This window comes from Thiospirochaeta perfilievii (genome assembly GCF_008329945.1).
GTDB classification, from domain to species: Bacteria; Spirochaetota; Spirochaetia; order DSM-2461; family DSM-2461; genus Thiospirochaeta; species Thiospirochaeta perfilievii.
Window position 1 is genome coordinate 25,726 of record NZ_CP035807.1, and the last position, 16,235, is coordinate 41,960.

The window sequence follows — 16,235 nt, forward strand, 5'->3', positions numbered from 1 at the left end:
ATGTCTCCTTTTTATTTTAAGTAAGGAGTTTCAATGCCCCTCACAGAACCGGACTTGTAGATTTCCCACATCCGGCTCTTCAGTAAAACTCACCTTACAGGTGACACGTAAAATCTATGTATTATTCTAGGTTCTGGTAAGGGATAATGATCAAGGTAGGCATAAAATTTCTCCCAGTTCATTGACCGTTTTTGACTACGCCTATTCATCCATTTCCTTACCAATCTTAAAGTGTTTCTATAAAATCGTTCTATGCTGTCATAGTTTTCACTTACTCCATAATATTGAAAATGACCTCGAAGTTTAGATTCAAGAATCTTCCACCATTCTTTAGTTTTCACTAAATTTCTGATGCTTTTTAACCATTGGTTCATTTCCCTGCATTTTGCAGCAAATTTCTTACGACTGGTCTTTCTGCCTAATTTAAATAAGCCCTTTCTTGACCTGTCTGCATAGTGTGTAAAACCCAGAAAATCAAACGTATTTGTCCGACGTTTCTGCATTTTTGCATTCTCCCGCTCAAATCGACCAAAACTAATATTCTGACTCTTATCAGGATGTAGTTCCAGTTCATATTTAGAAAAACGATTCTTCAACGCCTTTTCTATACGTTTGGCATCTTCGGAATAGCGCACCATACAAACAAAGTCATCTGCGTAACGCACTATTTCACAATAACCATTAACGTGGGTCTTAACTACTGTTTCAAACCACATATCCAATACATAGTGGAGAAAAATATTAGCTAATATTGGACTTAAAATACTTCCTTGAGGAGTACCATAATCACTTGTAACTAACAAACCTTCATCGATATAACCAGCTTTTAGGAACTTTTGAATAAGATTCAGTAAAGATGTATCGTTTATTCTAATTTTAATAAAATCAATAAGTCTTTCGTGTGACACGTTATCAAAAAATCCTTTTATGTCTGCCTCTACAATGTGGTTTACGGGTTGGAACATTATTTGATCATTAAGCTTTTTAAGTGCCTGATGTGCGTTCCTTTCTGGACGGAAACCATAAGAGCAGTCAAGGAAATCCTGTTCATAAATACTTTCAAGTTTCCATGTAATTCCCCGTTCTACAATCTTGTTTTCGAGAGCTGATATTCCAAGAGGTCGATTTTCTGTCTTACTCTTTGGAATATATACACGTTTTGCAGGTATAGGCTTATATTTCTTACGCTTTAACCTTAAAACCAATTGCTCTAGATTTACTTCCAGATTTCTTCCGTATTCATCCCAACTTACGTTGTCAATTCCTACAGCCTTATTCCTGTTCAGACTATTGTAGCAATCCCGAAGATATTCAACATTCAACAAATGAGCTAAGCTCGTAAATTGAAAGTTACAGTCTCTTCGGGCATGACCAGCTATGAGAGATAATTTCTGCCAAGTTTCTCCAATATCAGTGTATTGCATGATAGACCTCCTCTCTCTGCATTAAACTGCTAACCCCTTCGAGTGCTTCTATAACCAGAAACTCAATAGGCATTACCCTATTTACACCTCTACTATGAGTTAGTCCGACTACCGAAACATCATACTTCCGCGTCACTTTTTCGGCTCCTTGAAAGCTTCCTTTTGGAATGCTTCGGTTCTCTGGGGTTCCAATATAAACAGTTCGTTTACTTAGCTAACGGACTTAGACCCCGACACGTCATATACACACTCACCATTTACGCATGTACTGATTCTGGCTTCCAGGAAATGAAACCCTTGACCCTGTGCAAAATGGATAATTACGGGGCTCGATACCTTCACTTGCGTTGCGGCTGATAAACTGCCCTTCCCATGGCTTCGCATAATTCGTTACCTCGTTATACTCATGGTTCAGTTCCGTGCTGGTGGTTAACCTTTACACGTGCTGGATTGTCCAGCTTGCTTACATTAGCTTAGCTTGGCGCACTCATTATTTAACCTTAGTTTTCTTTAAAAGCAGAAGAAGTGGCAATCCGATTAAGGTAGATAAACCTAAAATATAATAGGTAGTATCAATGCTTAATAGGTCTGACAACTTACCTCCAACAATCAATAAAATGGATGTTATTCCGAAATTTAGGGACATAAATATTCCATTAGCAGTTGTTGGAAAATCAAAACCATGACCTTGAATAAGAGTATATATAGCTGGCATTGAAGCAAAGGAGAAAAAACCGATTAAAATCAACATTGGGTATAATGGTAGGCTTGGAATTAAGATATACATTGTAACAAAAATAGTTGCAGCAGTTAAAATAACATATAAAATCTTTTTGGGACCTATTTTATCAATCATTATACCAGAAACAATGACACCAGCAACAGTAGCTCCTTGAACAACTGCTAAGGCTCCATTTGCAGATAGAAGTGATTCTCCATGGCTTTGTAAATATAGGGGAAGAAAACTTTTAAAAATTGTTGAAATTAGAGCTTTTTGAACAGATATTCCAGCAACTAAGATAAAAAGTAGTTTACCATCCTTAAATGTCTCTATTATTGAACCTTTTTTCTTCTCTTTAATATCCAGAGATATATCAACTTTTCTAAATGAGAGATAAAATCCAAGACTTACAAGCATGGAAACAGGTATAAGAATAAACATATTTTTAAAACCAATAGTTGAGAGTATAAGTACAATAATTATTGGTCCTAGGGTTCTTGCAGCCTCACCCCCTATTTGAAAAGCAGTCATAGCCATCCCTATTCTATTAGGAGCACTTCTTTTTAAAAGAGTTGGTGCTGGCACATGAAAACCTGCAGCACTTATTCCTGATATTAAGACTAAACCCATTACTATGTAAAAATTTGGTGCTAAACCTAATAAGGATATGGATATAGATGTAATTAAAGGACAAAAAATAACAAACCATTTAGGATTATGTTTCTCGGCATACTCTGCAATATTTGCACTTAATAGTGATGGTATTCTCACAGCGACTAATATCCACCCTGCATGGAGGTAATCCAGTTGAAAATTATCTTTTAAAACTGGTAATAATGGTATTACAAATGCCGTAAATATATCATGCCAAAAATGACCAAATGATACTAATAATATTATTAAAAGGGATTTCAAACTTCTACTTTTCATAGATTAAGATTATCCCTTTAAATTAAAAAGTTCCATATCCTATATTAAAATAATTAAAGTTTTGGTTCTATATGTTTTGTTAAAACCTTATTACCTGTTTCTGTTATTAGTACCATATGCTCACATCTAGATGAAAGTTTTCCATCCCTAGTCTTAGTAACCCAATTTTTATCACGGATAGCTCTTCGCCCCTGGTTTATCATAGGCTCAATACAGAATATCATACCTGGTTTTAAAACTTCTCCAACCCCTGGGGTCCCATAATTTGTAACAGATGGTGACTCATGCATATCTAAACCGATAAAATGCCCACAATACTCTCTTACAACTGAGTATCCATTGGATTCGGCGTGACTCTGTATCGCAAACCCTATATCTCCAAGAGTATTTCCCGGTTGTGCAGCCTTTATACCCTTATATAAACACTCCTCGGTAACATCTATTAATCTTTGAGCCTCACTAGATATCTTTCCAACAGCTATAGTTCTTGAACAATCTGAATAATAACCATTTCTCTCAATAACTAGATCAATGTCAATTATATCTCCTTCTAATAGTACTCTATCATCTGGGATTCCATGGGTTACAGACTCATTTACAGATAGACAACTAACACAGGGAAATCCATGATAACCCTTACATGGACCATTTACCCCCATTTTATTCATCTCATCCTCAATTTTTTTGTCTAATTCAAAAGTTGTTATACCTGGTTTAACCCAAGATAAGCTTTTATTAATTAATTCAGTAATTAAATCTGCCATTATTGTTATTTCTTTAATTTCTTTCTCTGTTTTAATCATTGCCATATAAATAAATTACTATAAAGATTCCCCTTAGTCTATCTCTGAATTGTAATGCTTTGGAATTTTGACATAAGTATAATAATATTATTCTCAAAAAACCTTGAGAGCCTCATAAGCCTATAGATTGAACGTAGCTCTCTATTTGCAATATCCCTAGTAATCCCACCATCCTTATATAGTTTTAACATTCTATTTTGTTGAAGATGAAGCTTTGCATACCACCTTAGAACTAAATACTCTAAACTCTTTAATATATTTCTAATCATAACTTACTCCTTAAAACAAACTTAACAATTGCCCCCGAATCCTTATTTCGCACAATTTATTTATTTTAAAAAAAATTACACTGTAATTAAGTTATATTACTTTTTTTCATTTAGTTTAAAAATACTACTAAATAGGTATTTAACAAACAAACTAGATACTCTAATATTCTTCAATGGAAAAATTGAAAGAGTATTTACTCTCAAAAAAAACAATTTTAATTATGATATTAGCAATGTCCCTCCCAGCAATTATAGAGATGGCTTTAAACACTATGCTAGGTGTTGCAGATACTATTATGTTAAGCCGATTTATTGGAAAAGAGGCCCTCTCCTCTGCTGGTTTTGCAAACCAGATTGTTTTTACTCTAATTTTTGTATTCTCATCATTCAATACAGGAGCTGTAGCATTAATCTCTAGATCCTATGGAGAGAAAAATTTTAAACGGTTAAAGGATGTTGCTGTTCAAAATGTAACCCTAAATCTATTTTTAGGCCTTATAATGACTGTTATTGGTTTACTTTTTAGTAAAATAATTTTTGGAATATACGATGTATCAGAGAGAGTATATTTAGATTCAGTAAAATATTTTGAGATTATTTTAATTGGTCTTTTACCAATGTTTTTGTCCTTCTCCTTTGCTGCGACATTAAGGGGTTCCGGTAATACAAAAACACCTATGATAATAACTTGTATTGCAAATATAATAAATATTATAGGTAACTATGTTTTAATACTTGGTATTGGACCATTCCCAAAGTTGGGTATTGCTGGAGCAGCATGGGCCACTACAGGATCAAGGTATATTGCTACATTTCTATATATTTATGTTTTATACTTTAAAGATAGTAAGTTTAGGCTAAAGTTTAGGTTATTACTTAATAAGGATATAATAAAACCTCTATGGAATATAAGTTTACCAGGGGCTATAGAGCAAGCTCTGATGCAATTATCCTTTGTCTTACTAGGTGTTATTGTATCAAAACTTGATACTGTAGCCGAAGCTTCATTTAGAATATTGATACAGATAGAGTCACTATCTTTTATGCCAGCAGTCGGAATGTCCATAGCTACCGCAACCCTTGTTGGAAAATCTTTAGGCGAGAAGAACTCAAAAAAGGCAGTTGAAATAGGTTACCTATCTACTCTACTAGGCTTAATTTGGGCGGTAATTATGGCAAGTTTTTTTATTATATTCCCATCGTCTATTATCGGAATATTCTCAAATGAAGCTATAGTTATTACCACAGGTATCCCAGTAATGCTATTTTTAGCTATAAACCAGTTGGGACTTAATATTCAAATAGTAATCTCAGGAGCATTAAGGGGCGCAGGTGATACAAAAGTTGTTATGCTAAATACTATATTAAGATTATGGATAATATTTGTTCCATCCTCATTTATATTTATTAATATCTTTAATACTGGCCTTGTGGGAATCTGGTATGCAGAAATTATATCGTTTATATTCTTCTCAACCCACCTACTTCTTAGATTTAAAAGTAAAAAATGGATTAAAGAGATATAAAAAAAACTGGATATAAATCCAGTTTTTTTTAGTTTATAGACATCTCTAGAATTACTAGATCATCACTATACTCTTTGTAATGGGTAAAGTTTAAACCAAGAAGTTCATCAAAAAGTTTTTTTACATCATCTTTATTTTCGTTTATTGTAATTTTACTATCAATAATATTTGTAGAATCATTGTTTACAACTAATTTAGCAGAATTATCTTTTTTTAACAAATCAACTTTTTTACTACCTTGTTGGGTTAGAGATAAAATCTTATCTCCTGCTTTTAAATAGTGAAGTGTTGCAACACTACCATCTAGTAATAATTTAACAAAGCCCTGTTCTTTAATTTCACTCATAGTTTTCTCCTTATTAACAAATACATATTAGTAATAATTACTATTAAGGTCAATATATTTCTAATATTTATTAAAATATAGTTTATTACTAAGGTAATAGCAAATTAAAAAAGAAATAGAAAGCTAATTGATTACTAATAAGAATTCCCATATCATTAATATAGAGGCTAAAAATGATAATAAAATGTTGGGGTACTAGAGGGTCAATACCTGCACCTGGAAATAAAGCACATATATATGGTGGAAATACAACTTGTTTTGAAATTAGATCAGAGAAGAATAACTTAATAATAATTGATGCTGGTTCTGGAATAAGACTTTTAGGAAAAGAAATTTTAGAAGATAAAAACAGAAAGGATATACATCTTCTTTTAACCCATGCCCATTGGGATCATCTAATGGGATTTCCATTTTTTACCCCCGCCTATTTTAGTAAGTATAACATCTATGTAAGAGGTGGAAAATATGCAAAGAAGTCCCTAGAAAAGTATTTAAAACATCAAATGGAACCACCCTACTTTCCTGTTAACTTCAATCTTTTAAATGCAAATTTTAATTTCCAAAGAGGAAAACCTAAAATGATTAAAGATGACCCAATAAAAATTGAGTCAATTAATTTAAATCATCCAGATGGTGGGTTTGGATATAAAATAGTAGAGAATGGTAAAATATTCATCCTGTTAACAGATAATGAACTTGACTACCATCATCCTAAGGGTCCAAGTAAAGAGACATTTATTGATTTTTGTAAAGATGCTGACCTCCTATATCATGATGCACAGTATACAGAAGATGATTATAATACAACTAAGGGTTGGGGACACTCTACATATGATTCTGCAGTAGAATTGGCCATTAAATCAAATGTAAAAGCTCTTGGGTTCTGCCATCATGATCCAGATAGAACTGATAAAGAGTTAGATGAACTAGTTCTAAAATACCAGAAAGTAATTATTAATAGTGGCAAAAAAATAGACTGCTTTGGAGTAAAAGAGGGTTCAGTAATAAAACTGTGAAGAATTTATTTTTAATATTTTTCTTTTTTTATTGTTTTTAAGTTGCACTTTTATATCGTGCACGATATAATTTAACTAAATTGAATTAATTGGAGATTGAAATGAAAGATAATTTTTACGACTTTAAGGCAAAAGATATAAACGGTAATGATGTATCAATGGAACAGTACAAAGGTAAATCTGTATTAATTGTTAATACAGCAAGTAATTGTGGTTTTACACCTCAATATGATGGTTTGCAACAGCTATATACAGAAAAAAAAGATGAAGACTTTATAATTCTAGGTTTTCCTTGTGACCAATTTGGCCATCAAGAACCTGGAGATGAAGGGGAAATTTACGCTTTTTGTAGGAAAAACTTTGGTGTAACTTTCCCATTATTTTCAAAAATTGATGTAAATGGGCCCAATACACATCCAATATTTGATTATTTAAAAGAGAGTTTACCTGGAGTTATTGGAGGAAATATTAAATGGAACTTTACAAAATTTTTAATTGACTCTAAAGGGAACCCTGTTAAGAGGTTTGCACCAACAGATACACCTGATAAGATAACAAAATACTTAAAAAAGAATAATTATTAAGGAGTGTTATTAGTGTCTGGTTACGAACAGCTTAAATTGGATAATCAACTATGTTTTCCACTTTATGCCACATCAAGATTAATTACTAAAATTTACCAACCACTTTTAAAGGAGTTAGACCTAACCTACCCCCAATACTTGATTATGTTAGTATTGTGGGAAGAGGACTCTCTAGCTGTAACTGCAATTGGGAAAAGGGTTATTCTTGAAACAAATACCATAACACCTCTGCTTAAAAGGTTAGAATCAAAGGGACTTATAACAAGAGAAAAAAATATAGAGGATGAACGTAGTATTATTGTATCACTTACAGAGTTTGGAAAAGAGATGGAGAATAAAGCTTGCTTAATCCCTATTAAACTCTTAGAAAACTTTCAAGATAAGTTTACAATATCAGAAGCTCAAGATTTAAAGAGAGGGTTAGATAAGCTTATAGATATCTTAAAATAGTTTTAACCTAACTGTATATACGATTTTATGATTAGTGTTTATACTTAACATACAAAGAGGGGATAAAATGAAAAATATTTTTTTGATAATAATAATATCACTTTCAACTAACTTATTTGCACTTCTTCCAATTAGTCAACAGGAGGAAGATGGATTAATATGGCTTTTAGAATCTACAAAACTCTCTAAGGACATATATAATGATCTACACGAAATTTGGAATATTCAACTGTTTTCTAGTATTGAATTAGTAGAGGATAGAGATTATAAGAGTATAGAGAAACTATTAGATAAATATCTTATCAAAAACCCAATAAAAAGCATTAAAAAAGGAGAGTATTCTAGTCCATATATATCCAAGTTATATTCAGATTTTAGTCAAAAATATGATGATTCAGAGTATGAAGCGTTAAGAATTGCTGCAACCTTAGAAGATTTAATGATAAGTGATATTAATGATTTATTAGAAACCTCTACAAATGAAGAGTTTATTAATCTCTTTACAACTTTAAGATATAGTGCAATAAGCCATATCCGTGGGATAAATAACCTAATGAAAAAGAAGTATAAGGTTGAGTATCAAGCTCAGTTTTTATCTATTTTAGAATTAAAAAATATTTTATAGCGGTTTATTTAGATGAATATAATTGAAGTAAAAAATCTTAATAAAAAGTATGGAAACATTGAGGCGGTAAAAGATCTAACTTTTACAGTTAGAGAGAACTCTTTATTCGCTTTTTTAGGGCAAAATGGAGCTGGGAAAAGTACTACTATAAACATTATTTCAACACTGCTTAATTTTGACTCAGGTAGTGTAAAGGTAGCTGATAACATTTTAGGTAGTGATGATGATAGAATTAGAGCAACCATCGGTGTAGTATTTCAGAACTCAATGTTAGACGATTTATTAACAGTAAGAGAGAACTTACATGTTAGAGGTTCATTTTATGGTTTAAGTTCTAAGGAAGTAGATTCTAGAGTTGATGAGTTAAATGCTTTATTAGAAATTAAGTCCTACTATGGCCAGAAGTATGGGGAACTATCTGGGGGGCAAAAGAGGAAGGCCGATATAGCCCGAGCTCTAATAAATTGGCCCAAAATACTATTTCTTGATGAACCAACTACTGGTTTAGATCCTAAAAGTAGAAGAGATATTTGGGAACTGATAAATCAATTACGAATAAAAAGAAATATTACAATTTTTTTAACTACCCACTATATGCAAGAAGTTCATGACGCTAATAAAGTAGTGATTATTGATAAGGGACGTATATTAGCTGTAGGTTCCAGTGAAGAGCTTAGAAAAAAATACTCCAATGATAGATTAAAACTACTCTACTCTAAAGAGTTAATAAGTGAATTAGAAAAAGATAATACAGAGTTCTATTTAATGAATGATACAATCAATATAATATTAAAGGACTCTTTTCAAGGTATTTCTTATGTAAATAAATATAGAAGTTATATTAATGAGTTTGAAATAATTAAGGGAAATATGGATGATGTCTTTTTAAATGTTACAGGAAAAAATATAGGAAAAGAGTTATGAAAATGTTGATACAATTAGTTAAGAGGAATCTACTTTTATATCTAAGGGATAAAGCTTCTGTTTTTTTTAGTTTTTTATCAGTAATAATTATAATTGCGATGTATATACTATTCCTTGGAAATATGCAGATAAATGATCTAACCCGGAGTGTTGGAGATATTCCTGGTTTAAACTGGTTAACAAGTAGTTGGATTATGGCTGGTATTTTAACAGTTTCAACTATAACAGTTCCACTAGCCTCCCTTGGAACTCTAATTAAGGATAAGGAGAATGGTAAAATTGTCGATTTTTATACATCTCCAATTAATAGAAACATTTTAGCTTTAAGTTATTTAATTAGTTCTTGGATTACATCATTTATTATGGTTTTTCTAAATTTTATTATTGGGCAGATCTATGTTATTTTAAATGGTGGGGAATTTTTTAATATTATTAAAACCTTACAGTTAGTTAGTCTGTTTTCAATCTCAATAATCTCTTTTAGTAGTATGTTTTTTTATATAAGTCTATTTATGAAGAGCCAAAATGCCTTTGGACTTTTAAGTACTATTGTTGGAACATTTGTTGGATTTCTAGGGGGTATCTATATTCCTATAGGAGTTTTAAGCAGTAGTATACAGAGAGTAATGAATTCTCTACCAACTTCACATAGTGTTACTTTAATTCGTAGGACATATATGTCAGGAGCTATAAATAAAGTATTTAAAAATGCTCCTGAAGATATATATGACAATTATGCGGATATTTATGGATTAACAATAAAAATTAATGATACAGATATTAGTGATACAATCATGTTATTATATCTAATTGTTTTTGCACTGTTTTTCTATATCTTAAGTATTATTAAATTAAAAAATACTAAGTTAATTTAATCTATTCTTAATACCATATGAATCTAGAATCTCCTTTATTTTTTGCTTCCCTTCTGGTTTAGAAGGTTTGCAATTACTTATAGGAACCTCAGATCTAATTAGACCATTAGCCATACCTTCACAACCAGGGTATCCACAGGACCCACAGTTAAAGTGTGGTAGGGCGTTATATACTGCCACAACTCTCTCATCAACTTTTACTTCAAATATTATTGAAGCAACTCCTAATAAAACTCCAATTAATAGTCCAACAACTCCTATAACTATTACCGCTGTAAGTATAATACTATTCATCGTTATCACCTCTCTGACTTGGATTTATACCGCATCCAGTGCTGCTACATCCATCACACTTTTTAAATGAGTCTTTCATCTCCTCTGGTAATTTCTCACGTCTATTTAATTTCCAACCGATAAAGTAGAAGGAAATTAGAAATAGAACTACTAATATACCAATAAAAACTCTCATTAAAACATACCTACAAAACCATTAAACGCTAAAGCCATTACAAAGGCAGTTATTAATGCAATAGGAACACCCTTTAAACCTGCATGTATAGGTGTTTTACCTATCTGCTCTCTAATTAGAGAGAATAGATATATTACAAATGCATATCCAGCTGCAGTAAAAAAGCTAAATATAACCATAATTAGAAAATTCATACCTAGGGAGTAATCAAGATCTATTCTCTCAATATTTAGAAGTGCAACACCTAAAACGGCACAGTTTGTAGTTATTAATGGTAGATATACCCCTAAACTTTTATATAGTCCAGGGAAGTACTTTTTAATTACCATCTCCACAAATTGAACTAAGCCACTAACAACAAGAATAAATGAAATGGTGGATAAAAACTCTAAATTATATGGTTCTAAAACAAATATATATAGGGAGTATGTTGCTATTGATGAGAGGGTTATAACAAAAGTTACCGCTAACCCCATACCAAGGGCTGACTCCTCCTTATTCCCTACTCCAAAAAATGAGCATAGACCTAAAAACTGAGTTAAAATTATATTTTGAATTAGAAATGCACTAAATGCAATTGATATTAAACCTACAACACTATTCATCTTTATCTACCTTATCACTACTCTCTTTCTCTAACTTTTCCTTAGCTTCCTTTGCAAGCTTAGCCTTTTCCATTTTTTCTTTTATAAGTAGAGCTTTTTTAAGTTTCTCTTCCTTCTCTTTTTTTAATTTAATAGTATTTATCATCCATGCAATAAAACCAAACATTAAAAAAGCTCCTGAGGATTGAACAAATATAACAGGTGCATGGGCTGCATCAATAATCCTAAAATTAAGAAGCTCAACTGCTCCAGTTCCTATTAACTCCCTAAAAAAAGCAAGGGTTGATAAACCTAATAAAAAACCAAGACCACTTGCAATTCCATCCATAAAGGAGTCCATAACTCCATTTGTTGATGCAAATGCTTCTGCCCTACCTAAAATAATACAGTTAACAACAATTAATGGTAGGTAGATACCAAGACTTTCAAATAAAGCGGGTAGATATGCCTCCATTAACATCCCTAAAACAGTAACAACTGATGCTATAACTGTAATGTAGACTGGAATTCGTATATCCCCTGGAATTATCTTTCTTATTAAGGAGATTAGTGTATTAGTAATAGATAAAACAACTACAACACTTACCCCCATACCAATGGCATTACTTAGATTATTTGTTAATGCTAGGGTTGGACACATTCCTAAAAAAAGAACAAAGGTAGGGTTTTCCTTTACAATCCCCCTATATAAATCTGCGGAATAATTTTTCATTTTAGAACCTCACTTATCAAGTGTTTAGAGCTTGACTCAATACTCTCTTTCATAGCCCTAGAGGAGTAAGTAGCTCCTGTAATCATATCAACTTCCATCTCAGACGCGTTCTGATTATATATTTTATCTAAGTAGTTATCCTTAGTAATTTTATCACCACGGCCCTTAGTCTCCCGCATCTGAACATACTGAATTTTTACTACATTACCATCACTATCATAGGCTATTAAAAATATTATATTATCATTACGTCCTTCAGGGCTCATCTCGTAAACATAATTAACTCTATTATTATCTAGATTAACTAGATATAGAGAGTCACAGTTAGATACTCTTTCTAGATCATACTCCGCTGATATATCCTTATATTCAAAGGTTGTATTAGAAAAAATACTATTTAAATTATCACGAACCTTCTCTATTCGTCTCTCAATGATTATTGGATCAACAATTACAAATACTGATGATACAAAAAGAGCACAAATAGATGCGGCTATAAACAAAATACCACCATACTTTAGACTAGTTTTTAACATATTCATTCACCACTATTTTATTTTCAGAAATTCTCTGATCAAGAATGTTATTAACAAACAGACCTGATCCCAAAAGTATTAAGATCAAAATAACTCCACTAATAAAGCTGCTCTTATTTAATCCTAGCTTTTTACTAGTAGTTTTTTTATTTAGTAGTGGAACAAAAAGATTGGCAAATAGTAGGGCGTTAAAAACCCCGTCTGCATCCTTTCCAAGAAATCTTATTAATATAAATACTAATGAGAATATGGAAGAGTAGAACATTAAACCATAGTTAGAGAATGGTTTTGTAAAAGGATCTGTCATCATAAAAATAGATACAAATAAAAACCCACCAGCTAATATATTAAATAGGATATAATTGATAGTTAGATTAAAATGTAGAGTTATAACACTTAACATTACAGTTGTTGTAACAAAAGTAAAAAGTAGTGGTTTAAGATCTAATGTTTTTCGCACAATAAAGAATATTATTGCTAATATAAAAAAGATTGATGGTATAGAGAATAACATTCCATTATTAGGTAGAAAGAGTAGTTCTTTTATAGAGCTCATGTTGTTTAAAGAGACAATACCATTAGCCTGTAACTGCATTAATGGAGATAGAATCTCTTCAGAAAAATCTCTTTTAAAGATAATTTCAAGGAGATAGTTATCAAAGCTATTAGAAAAGTTTAATGTAACTAATAGAGGCCAGGATAGGGATACAAAAAGTTTACCAATTATAGCTGGGTTGAAAACGTTAAAAGAGTAACCACCAAAAACCATCTTCCCAACAAATATACTGATAAAAGCTCCAACTGCTACTACAAAAAGTGGTGTTCCTACAGGTAACAACAGTGCATAAATTATAGCAGTTATTTCAGGTTTTGTAGTAACCAGAGACTCCTTAGCCTCTGACCTTGGAATATCTAACTTCTGAGATACAAATAAGATCTCAGTCTCTCTACAGATAAGAGTACTAACTAAAAATATTAAAAGAGACTTAATCCCATAGGCTAAATCATTAAATGAATTATATATAATAGATAAACCAGCAAAAACAAATAAAACCTTAATAAAATCATTAACTGTTTTATCAAGCTCACCTTTTAGATGTGAAACTGGCAATTTATTTAGAATTACTTTCATTATATTCTTCTCCCAAAACTAATATATTTCCATAATTGATACCCAATAACTATAGGTAAAAATACAAGGGATACACCAGATATAATTTTTAAAGTATGGAATGAAGATGCTGCATCAACTATTAATAAACCATCATTTAAACTAATTGTAGAAGGAAGAATAAATGGAAAAGATGCAGTAAAACCACTAAATAAAACTAGGGATAATCCTAAAACTATGGATATGAACATAAGAACATATTTTTCTAAAAGATGGAAAACAAATTGTAGAATATAAAGAATCATTGAAGCTATAGGCATTATCCAAAGTAGTTTATTTGTTGAAAAAAGACCAACTTCAAATAGTTTATACTCATTTGTTAAAGATAAGAATATTAGAGCTACAACAAAAACTGCCGCTCCACTTATCCATAAAATTGATACTTTGGAAATTATTTTGAAATCCCTTCCTAGGGTAAGTTTGATCCATGTATAACCTAAAGAGATTGCGGATAGAACTAATAATAATCCCATTAACAGGGATGCCCTAGAAAATATTGTTAAAAAGTTCTCGGTCATTAGTTGATTTTTAATTGGTAGGCCAACAATTAAGTTGATTAAATATATTCCCTCTATAAATATAAGAATAAAACTTGATATCCCCCAGATTTTACTAACAAACTTTTGCCACTTAGAATCATCTGACTTATAAATTAATTCTATAGATGTGCCACGAAATATTACAGAAAAAAGAAGAAGAAAGATAGGAATATATAAGGCTTGGAGGGTTAGGCCATAGGCTTTTGGAAATGTTGCAAATAGTCCTCCTATAGCAACTATTAACCAGACTTGTATTCCATCCCAGAATGTACCAACACTCTCATTTATTTTTTTAAAACTGATATCATCAACTTTGAATGTTAAACTTAACATTCCAACCCCAGTAACAAACATCTCTTGGCTTAAATATATACTCCAAACTAAAACTAATACAAAATACCAAATATTAGCTAATATTTCATGATTCATAGAGACTCCTCCTTCACAAGTGGTGAGGTTATTCTTTTCTTAATAAGATAAATACAACCAACGGCTAAAATAGCATACATAACAAAGATAGTAATAAGTGAGAACCATACCTGCATTACAGGGACATTACTTACAGCATCATTAGTTAACATTAATCCGTATACAACATAGGGCTGTCGTCCAACTTCTGCAACTATCCATCCTGCAAGTATTGCTATATATGGTAGGGGAAAAGTCCATAGATAAAACTTCTGCATAACTGGAGAATTCATAAATCTTTTAAAAAATATAAGGGTATATATTGAGTAAAAGATGAAAAATGTTCCAAGTCCAACCATTAAGCCAAAGCTTATAGTAACAAATGGAGAGCCTCCACTAATTGCATCAATCTTTGTTGATTGAATAGGAACTATGTAGTTAAAGTAAGAAAATCCTACAGCAGGCATTAATAGGGATGTAATCACTAATAGGATATTAGCTGGTTTGAAGCCTAACTCAAAGGTTTTAGCCTCCTGTGATTCTTTATCAATCTTAAGATATCTATATGCTCCTATACCAAGAACAAAGTATGAACCTAGAAGAATTGCTGAAATATTATTGTGAACTAACATATACCAAGCGTATGGATTAAATATTATCTCCTTGAAGTTCTCAACTAAAACTCTACTTCCATCCGCGGCTAATGCATATCCCACAGGATTTTGCATAAAACCATTTGCTGTAATAATCCATAGAGCTGAAAAATTAGTTCCAATAAAAATGAGAAGAACAGTTATAAACCTTAACCTATTAGACATCTTGTTCTTCTTAAATATCCATAAACCTGTAAAGGTTGATTCTAGAAAAAAAGCAATCATTGCTTCAAATACCAATGGAGCACCAAAAACATCCCCCATATATATAGAATAGGCAGACCAGTTAGTACCAAACTGTAGACTCATTGTTATTCCAGTAACAATTCCAAAAGCATAATTGATAACAAACATATCACCGTAGAACTCAGATAAGTGTTTATACTTAACCTCTTTACTTTTTAAATATTTATATTCATATATACAAACTAAAAAAATTAGGCCAATACTAAGTGGAACAAATAAAAAGTGAAATCCCACTGTAAAGGCAAACTGTATTCTACTTAAAATTTCAACCATACAGATCCTCCAACTATTATTATATGGAGCTAAACCGTATTTTTACAACATTTTTTTTAATAATTACTACTAATAAAGGGTAGATTAACTTTTTTATCCTAATTGTTAATAAATGAAAATAGTGGTTTAA

20 protein-coding genes are annotated in these 16,235 nt (G+C 31.5%); 7 read left to right on the forward strand and 13 right to left on the reverse strand.

The features are described from left to right. Positions 1-89: 89 nt before the first annotated feature. From ltrA to EW093_RS00125, 4 genes are all read right to left on the reverse strand, one after another. A complete protein-coding gene (gene ltrA / locus EW093_RS00110) occupies positions 90-1,424 on the reverse strand; it encodes a group II intron reverse transcriptase/maturase (RefSeq protein WP_149566429.1) in 1,335 nt (444 codons plus the stop codon). A 490-nt stretch (positions 1,425-1,914) separates the two neighbouring features. Next, positions 1,915-3,075, reverse strand: a complete 1,161-nt coding sequence (locus tag EW093_RS00115; protein ID WP_149566430.1) for an MFS transporter — start codon at positions 3,073-3,075, stop codon at positions 1,915-1,917. Between the two features lie 53 nt (positions 3,076-3,128). Further along, positions 3,129-3,884: a type I methionyl aminopeptidase gene (gene map, locus EW093_RS00120; RefSeq protein WP_223111625.1), complete on the reverse strand. Its 756-nt coding sequence runs from the start codon at positions 3,882-3,884 to the stop codon at positions 3,129-3,131. A gap of 32 nt (positions 3,885-3,916) precedes the next feature. Beyond that, complete coding sequence (locus EW093_RS00125) at positions 3,917-4,147, reverse strand: hypothetical protein (protein WP_149566432.1); 231 nt, start codon at positions 4,145-4,147, stop codon at positions 3,917-3,919. 173 nt (positions 4,148-4,320) lie between these two features. Between EW093_RS00125 and EW093_RS00130 the strand changes: the two genes are divergently transcribed. Next, on the forward strand, positions 4,321-5,673 hold the full coding sequence (locus tag EW093_RS00130; protein WP_149566433.1) for an MATE family efflux transporter: 1,353 nt from the start codon (positions 4,321-4,323) through the stop codon (positions 5,671-5,673). A 28-nt stretch (positions 5,674-5,701) separates the two neighbouring features. Here the strand turns inward: EW093_RS00130 and EW093_RS00135 are convergent, their stop codons facing one another. Beyond that, the gene (locus EW093_RS00135; protein WP_149566434.1) at positions 5,702-6,019 is read right to left on the reverse strand and encodes a hypothetical protein; all 318 of its coding nucleotides are present in this window, start codon (positions 6,017-6,019) and stop codon (positions 5,702-5,704) included. A 173-nt stretch (positions 6,020-6,192) separates the two neighbouring features. On the opposite strand from EW093_RS00135, the gene EW093_RS00140 reads away from it, so the two are divergent. From EW093_RS00140 to EW093_RS00165, 6 genes are all read left to right on the forward strand, one after another. After that, entirely contained in the window at positions 6,193-7,035 is an 843-nt protein-coding gene (locus tag EW093_RS00140; protein WP_149566435.1) for an MBL fold metallo-hydrolase, read from the forward strand. A 101-nt stretch (positions 7,036-7,136) separates the two neighbouring features. Then, the gene (locus EW093_RS00145; protein WP_149566436.1) at positions 7,137-7,619 is read left to right on the forward strand and encodes a glutathione peroxidase; all 483 of its coding nucleotides are present in this window, start codon (positions 7,137-7,139) and stop codon (positions 7,617-7,619) included. Between the two features lie 12 nt (positions 7,620-7,631). Next, a complete protein-coding gene (locus tag EW093_RS00150) occupies positions 7,632-8,069 on the forward strand; it encodes a MarR family winged helix-turn-helix transcriptional regulator (protein WP_149566437.1) in 438 nt (145 codons plus the stop codon). A 67-nt stretch (positions 8,070-8,136) separates the two neighbouring features. Beyond that, entirely contained in the window at positions 8,137-8,694 is a 558-nt protein-coding gene (locus EW093_RS00155; RefSeq protein WP_149566438.1) for a DUF2202 domain-containing protein, read from the forward strand. A gap of 12 nt (positions 8,695-8,706) precedes the next feature. Beyond that, positions 8,707-9,618: an ABC transporter ATP-binding protein gene (locus EW093_RS00160; RefSeq protein WP_149566439.1), complete on the forward strand. Its 912-nt coding sequence runs from the start codon at positions 8,707-8,709 to the stop codon at positions 9,616-9,618. Further along, a complete protein-coding gene (locus EW093_RS00165) occupies positions 9,615-10,493 on the forward strand; it encodes an ABC transporter permease (RefSeq protein ID WP_149566440.1) in 879 nt (292 codons plus the stop codon). Before EW093_RS00160 ends, EW093_RS00165 begins: the two co-directional genes overlap by 4 nt. Here the strand turns inward: EW093_RS00165 and EW093_RS00170 are convergent. Genes EW093_RS00170 through EW093_RS00205 form a run of 8 tightly spaced genes read right to left on the reverse strand, consistent with a single transcriptional unit; the run spans position 10,485 to position 16,105 of the window. Next, on the reverse strand, positions 10,485-10,787 hold the full coding sequence (locus EW093_RS00170) for a (Fe-S)-binding protein (protein ID WP_149566441.1): 303 nt from the start codon (positions 10,785-10,787) through the stop codon (positions 10,485-10,487). The genes EW093_RS00165 and EW093_RS00170 overlap by 9 nt on opposite strands. After that, positions 10,780-10,962, reverse strand: a complete 183-nt coding sequence (locus tag EW093_RS00175) for a hypothetical protein (RefSeq protein ID WP_149566442.1) — start codon at positions 10,960-10,962, stop codon at positions 10,780-10,782. The genes EW093_RS00170 and EW093_RS00175 overlap by 8 nt, the downstream gene beginning before the upstream one ends. Beyond that, positions 10,962-11,567 carry an electron transport complex protein RnfA gene (locus tag EW093_RS00180; protein WP_149566443.1) on the reverse strand — a complete coding sequence of 202 codons (606 nt, stop codon included), beginning with the start codon at positions 11,565-11,567 and terminating at the stop codon, positions 10,962-10,964. The genes EW093_RS00175 and EW093_RS00180 overlap by 1 nt, the downstream gene beginning before the upstream one ends. Next, on the reverse strand, positions 11,560-12,279 hold the full coding sequence (rsxE, locus tag EW093_RS00185) for an electron transport complex subunit RsxE (protein WP_149566444.1): 720 nt from the start codon (positions 12,277-12,279) through the stop codon (positions 11,560-11,562). The genes EW093_RS00180 and rsxE overlap by 8 nt, the downstream gene beginning before the upstream one ends. Further along, positions 12,276-12,815, reverse strand: coding sequence for an RnfABCDGE type electron transport complex subunit G (locus tag EW093_RS00190; RefSeq protein ID WP_187759760.1), 540 nt, complete (start codon positions 12,813-12,815; stop codon positions 12,276-12,278). The genes rsxE and EW093_RS00190 overlap by 4 nt, the downstream gene beginning before the upstream one ends. Continuing rightward, the gene (locus EW093_RS00195; protein ID WP_149566446.1) at positions 12,802-13,947 is read right to left on the reverse strand and encodes an RnfABCDGE type electron transport complex subunit D; all 1,146 of its coding nucleotides are present in this window, start codon (positions 13,945-13,947) and stop codon (positions 12,802-12,804) included. The genes EW093_RS00190 and EW093_RS00195 overlap by 14 nt, the downstream gene beginning before the upstream one ends. Continuing rightward, positions 13,947-14,954 carry a cytochrome d ubiquinol oxidase subunit II gene (locus tag EW093_RS00200; protein ID WP_149566447.1) on the reverse strand — a complete coding sequence of 336 codons (1,008 nt, stop codon included), beginning with the start codon at positions 14,952-14,954 and terminating at the stop codon, positions 13,947-13,949. Before EW093_RS00200 ends, EW093_RS00195 begins: the two co-directional genes overlap by 1 nt. Continuing rightward, positions 14,951-16,105 (reverse strand): cytochrome ubiquinol oxidase subunit I, encoded by a 1,155-nt coding sequence (locus tag EW093_RS00205; protein WP_149566448.1) that lies wholly within the window; start codon positions 16,103-16,105, stop codon positions 14,951-14,953. Before EW093_RS00205 ends, EW093_RS00200 begins: the two co-directional genes overlap by 4 nt. Positions 16,106-16,235: the final 130 nt, after the last annotated feature.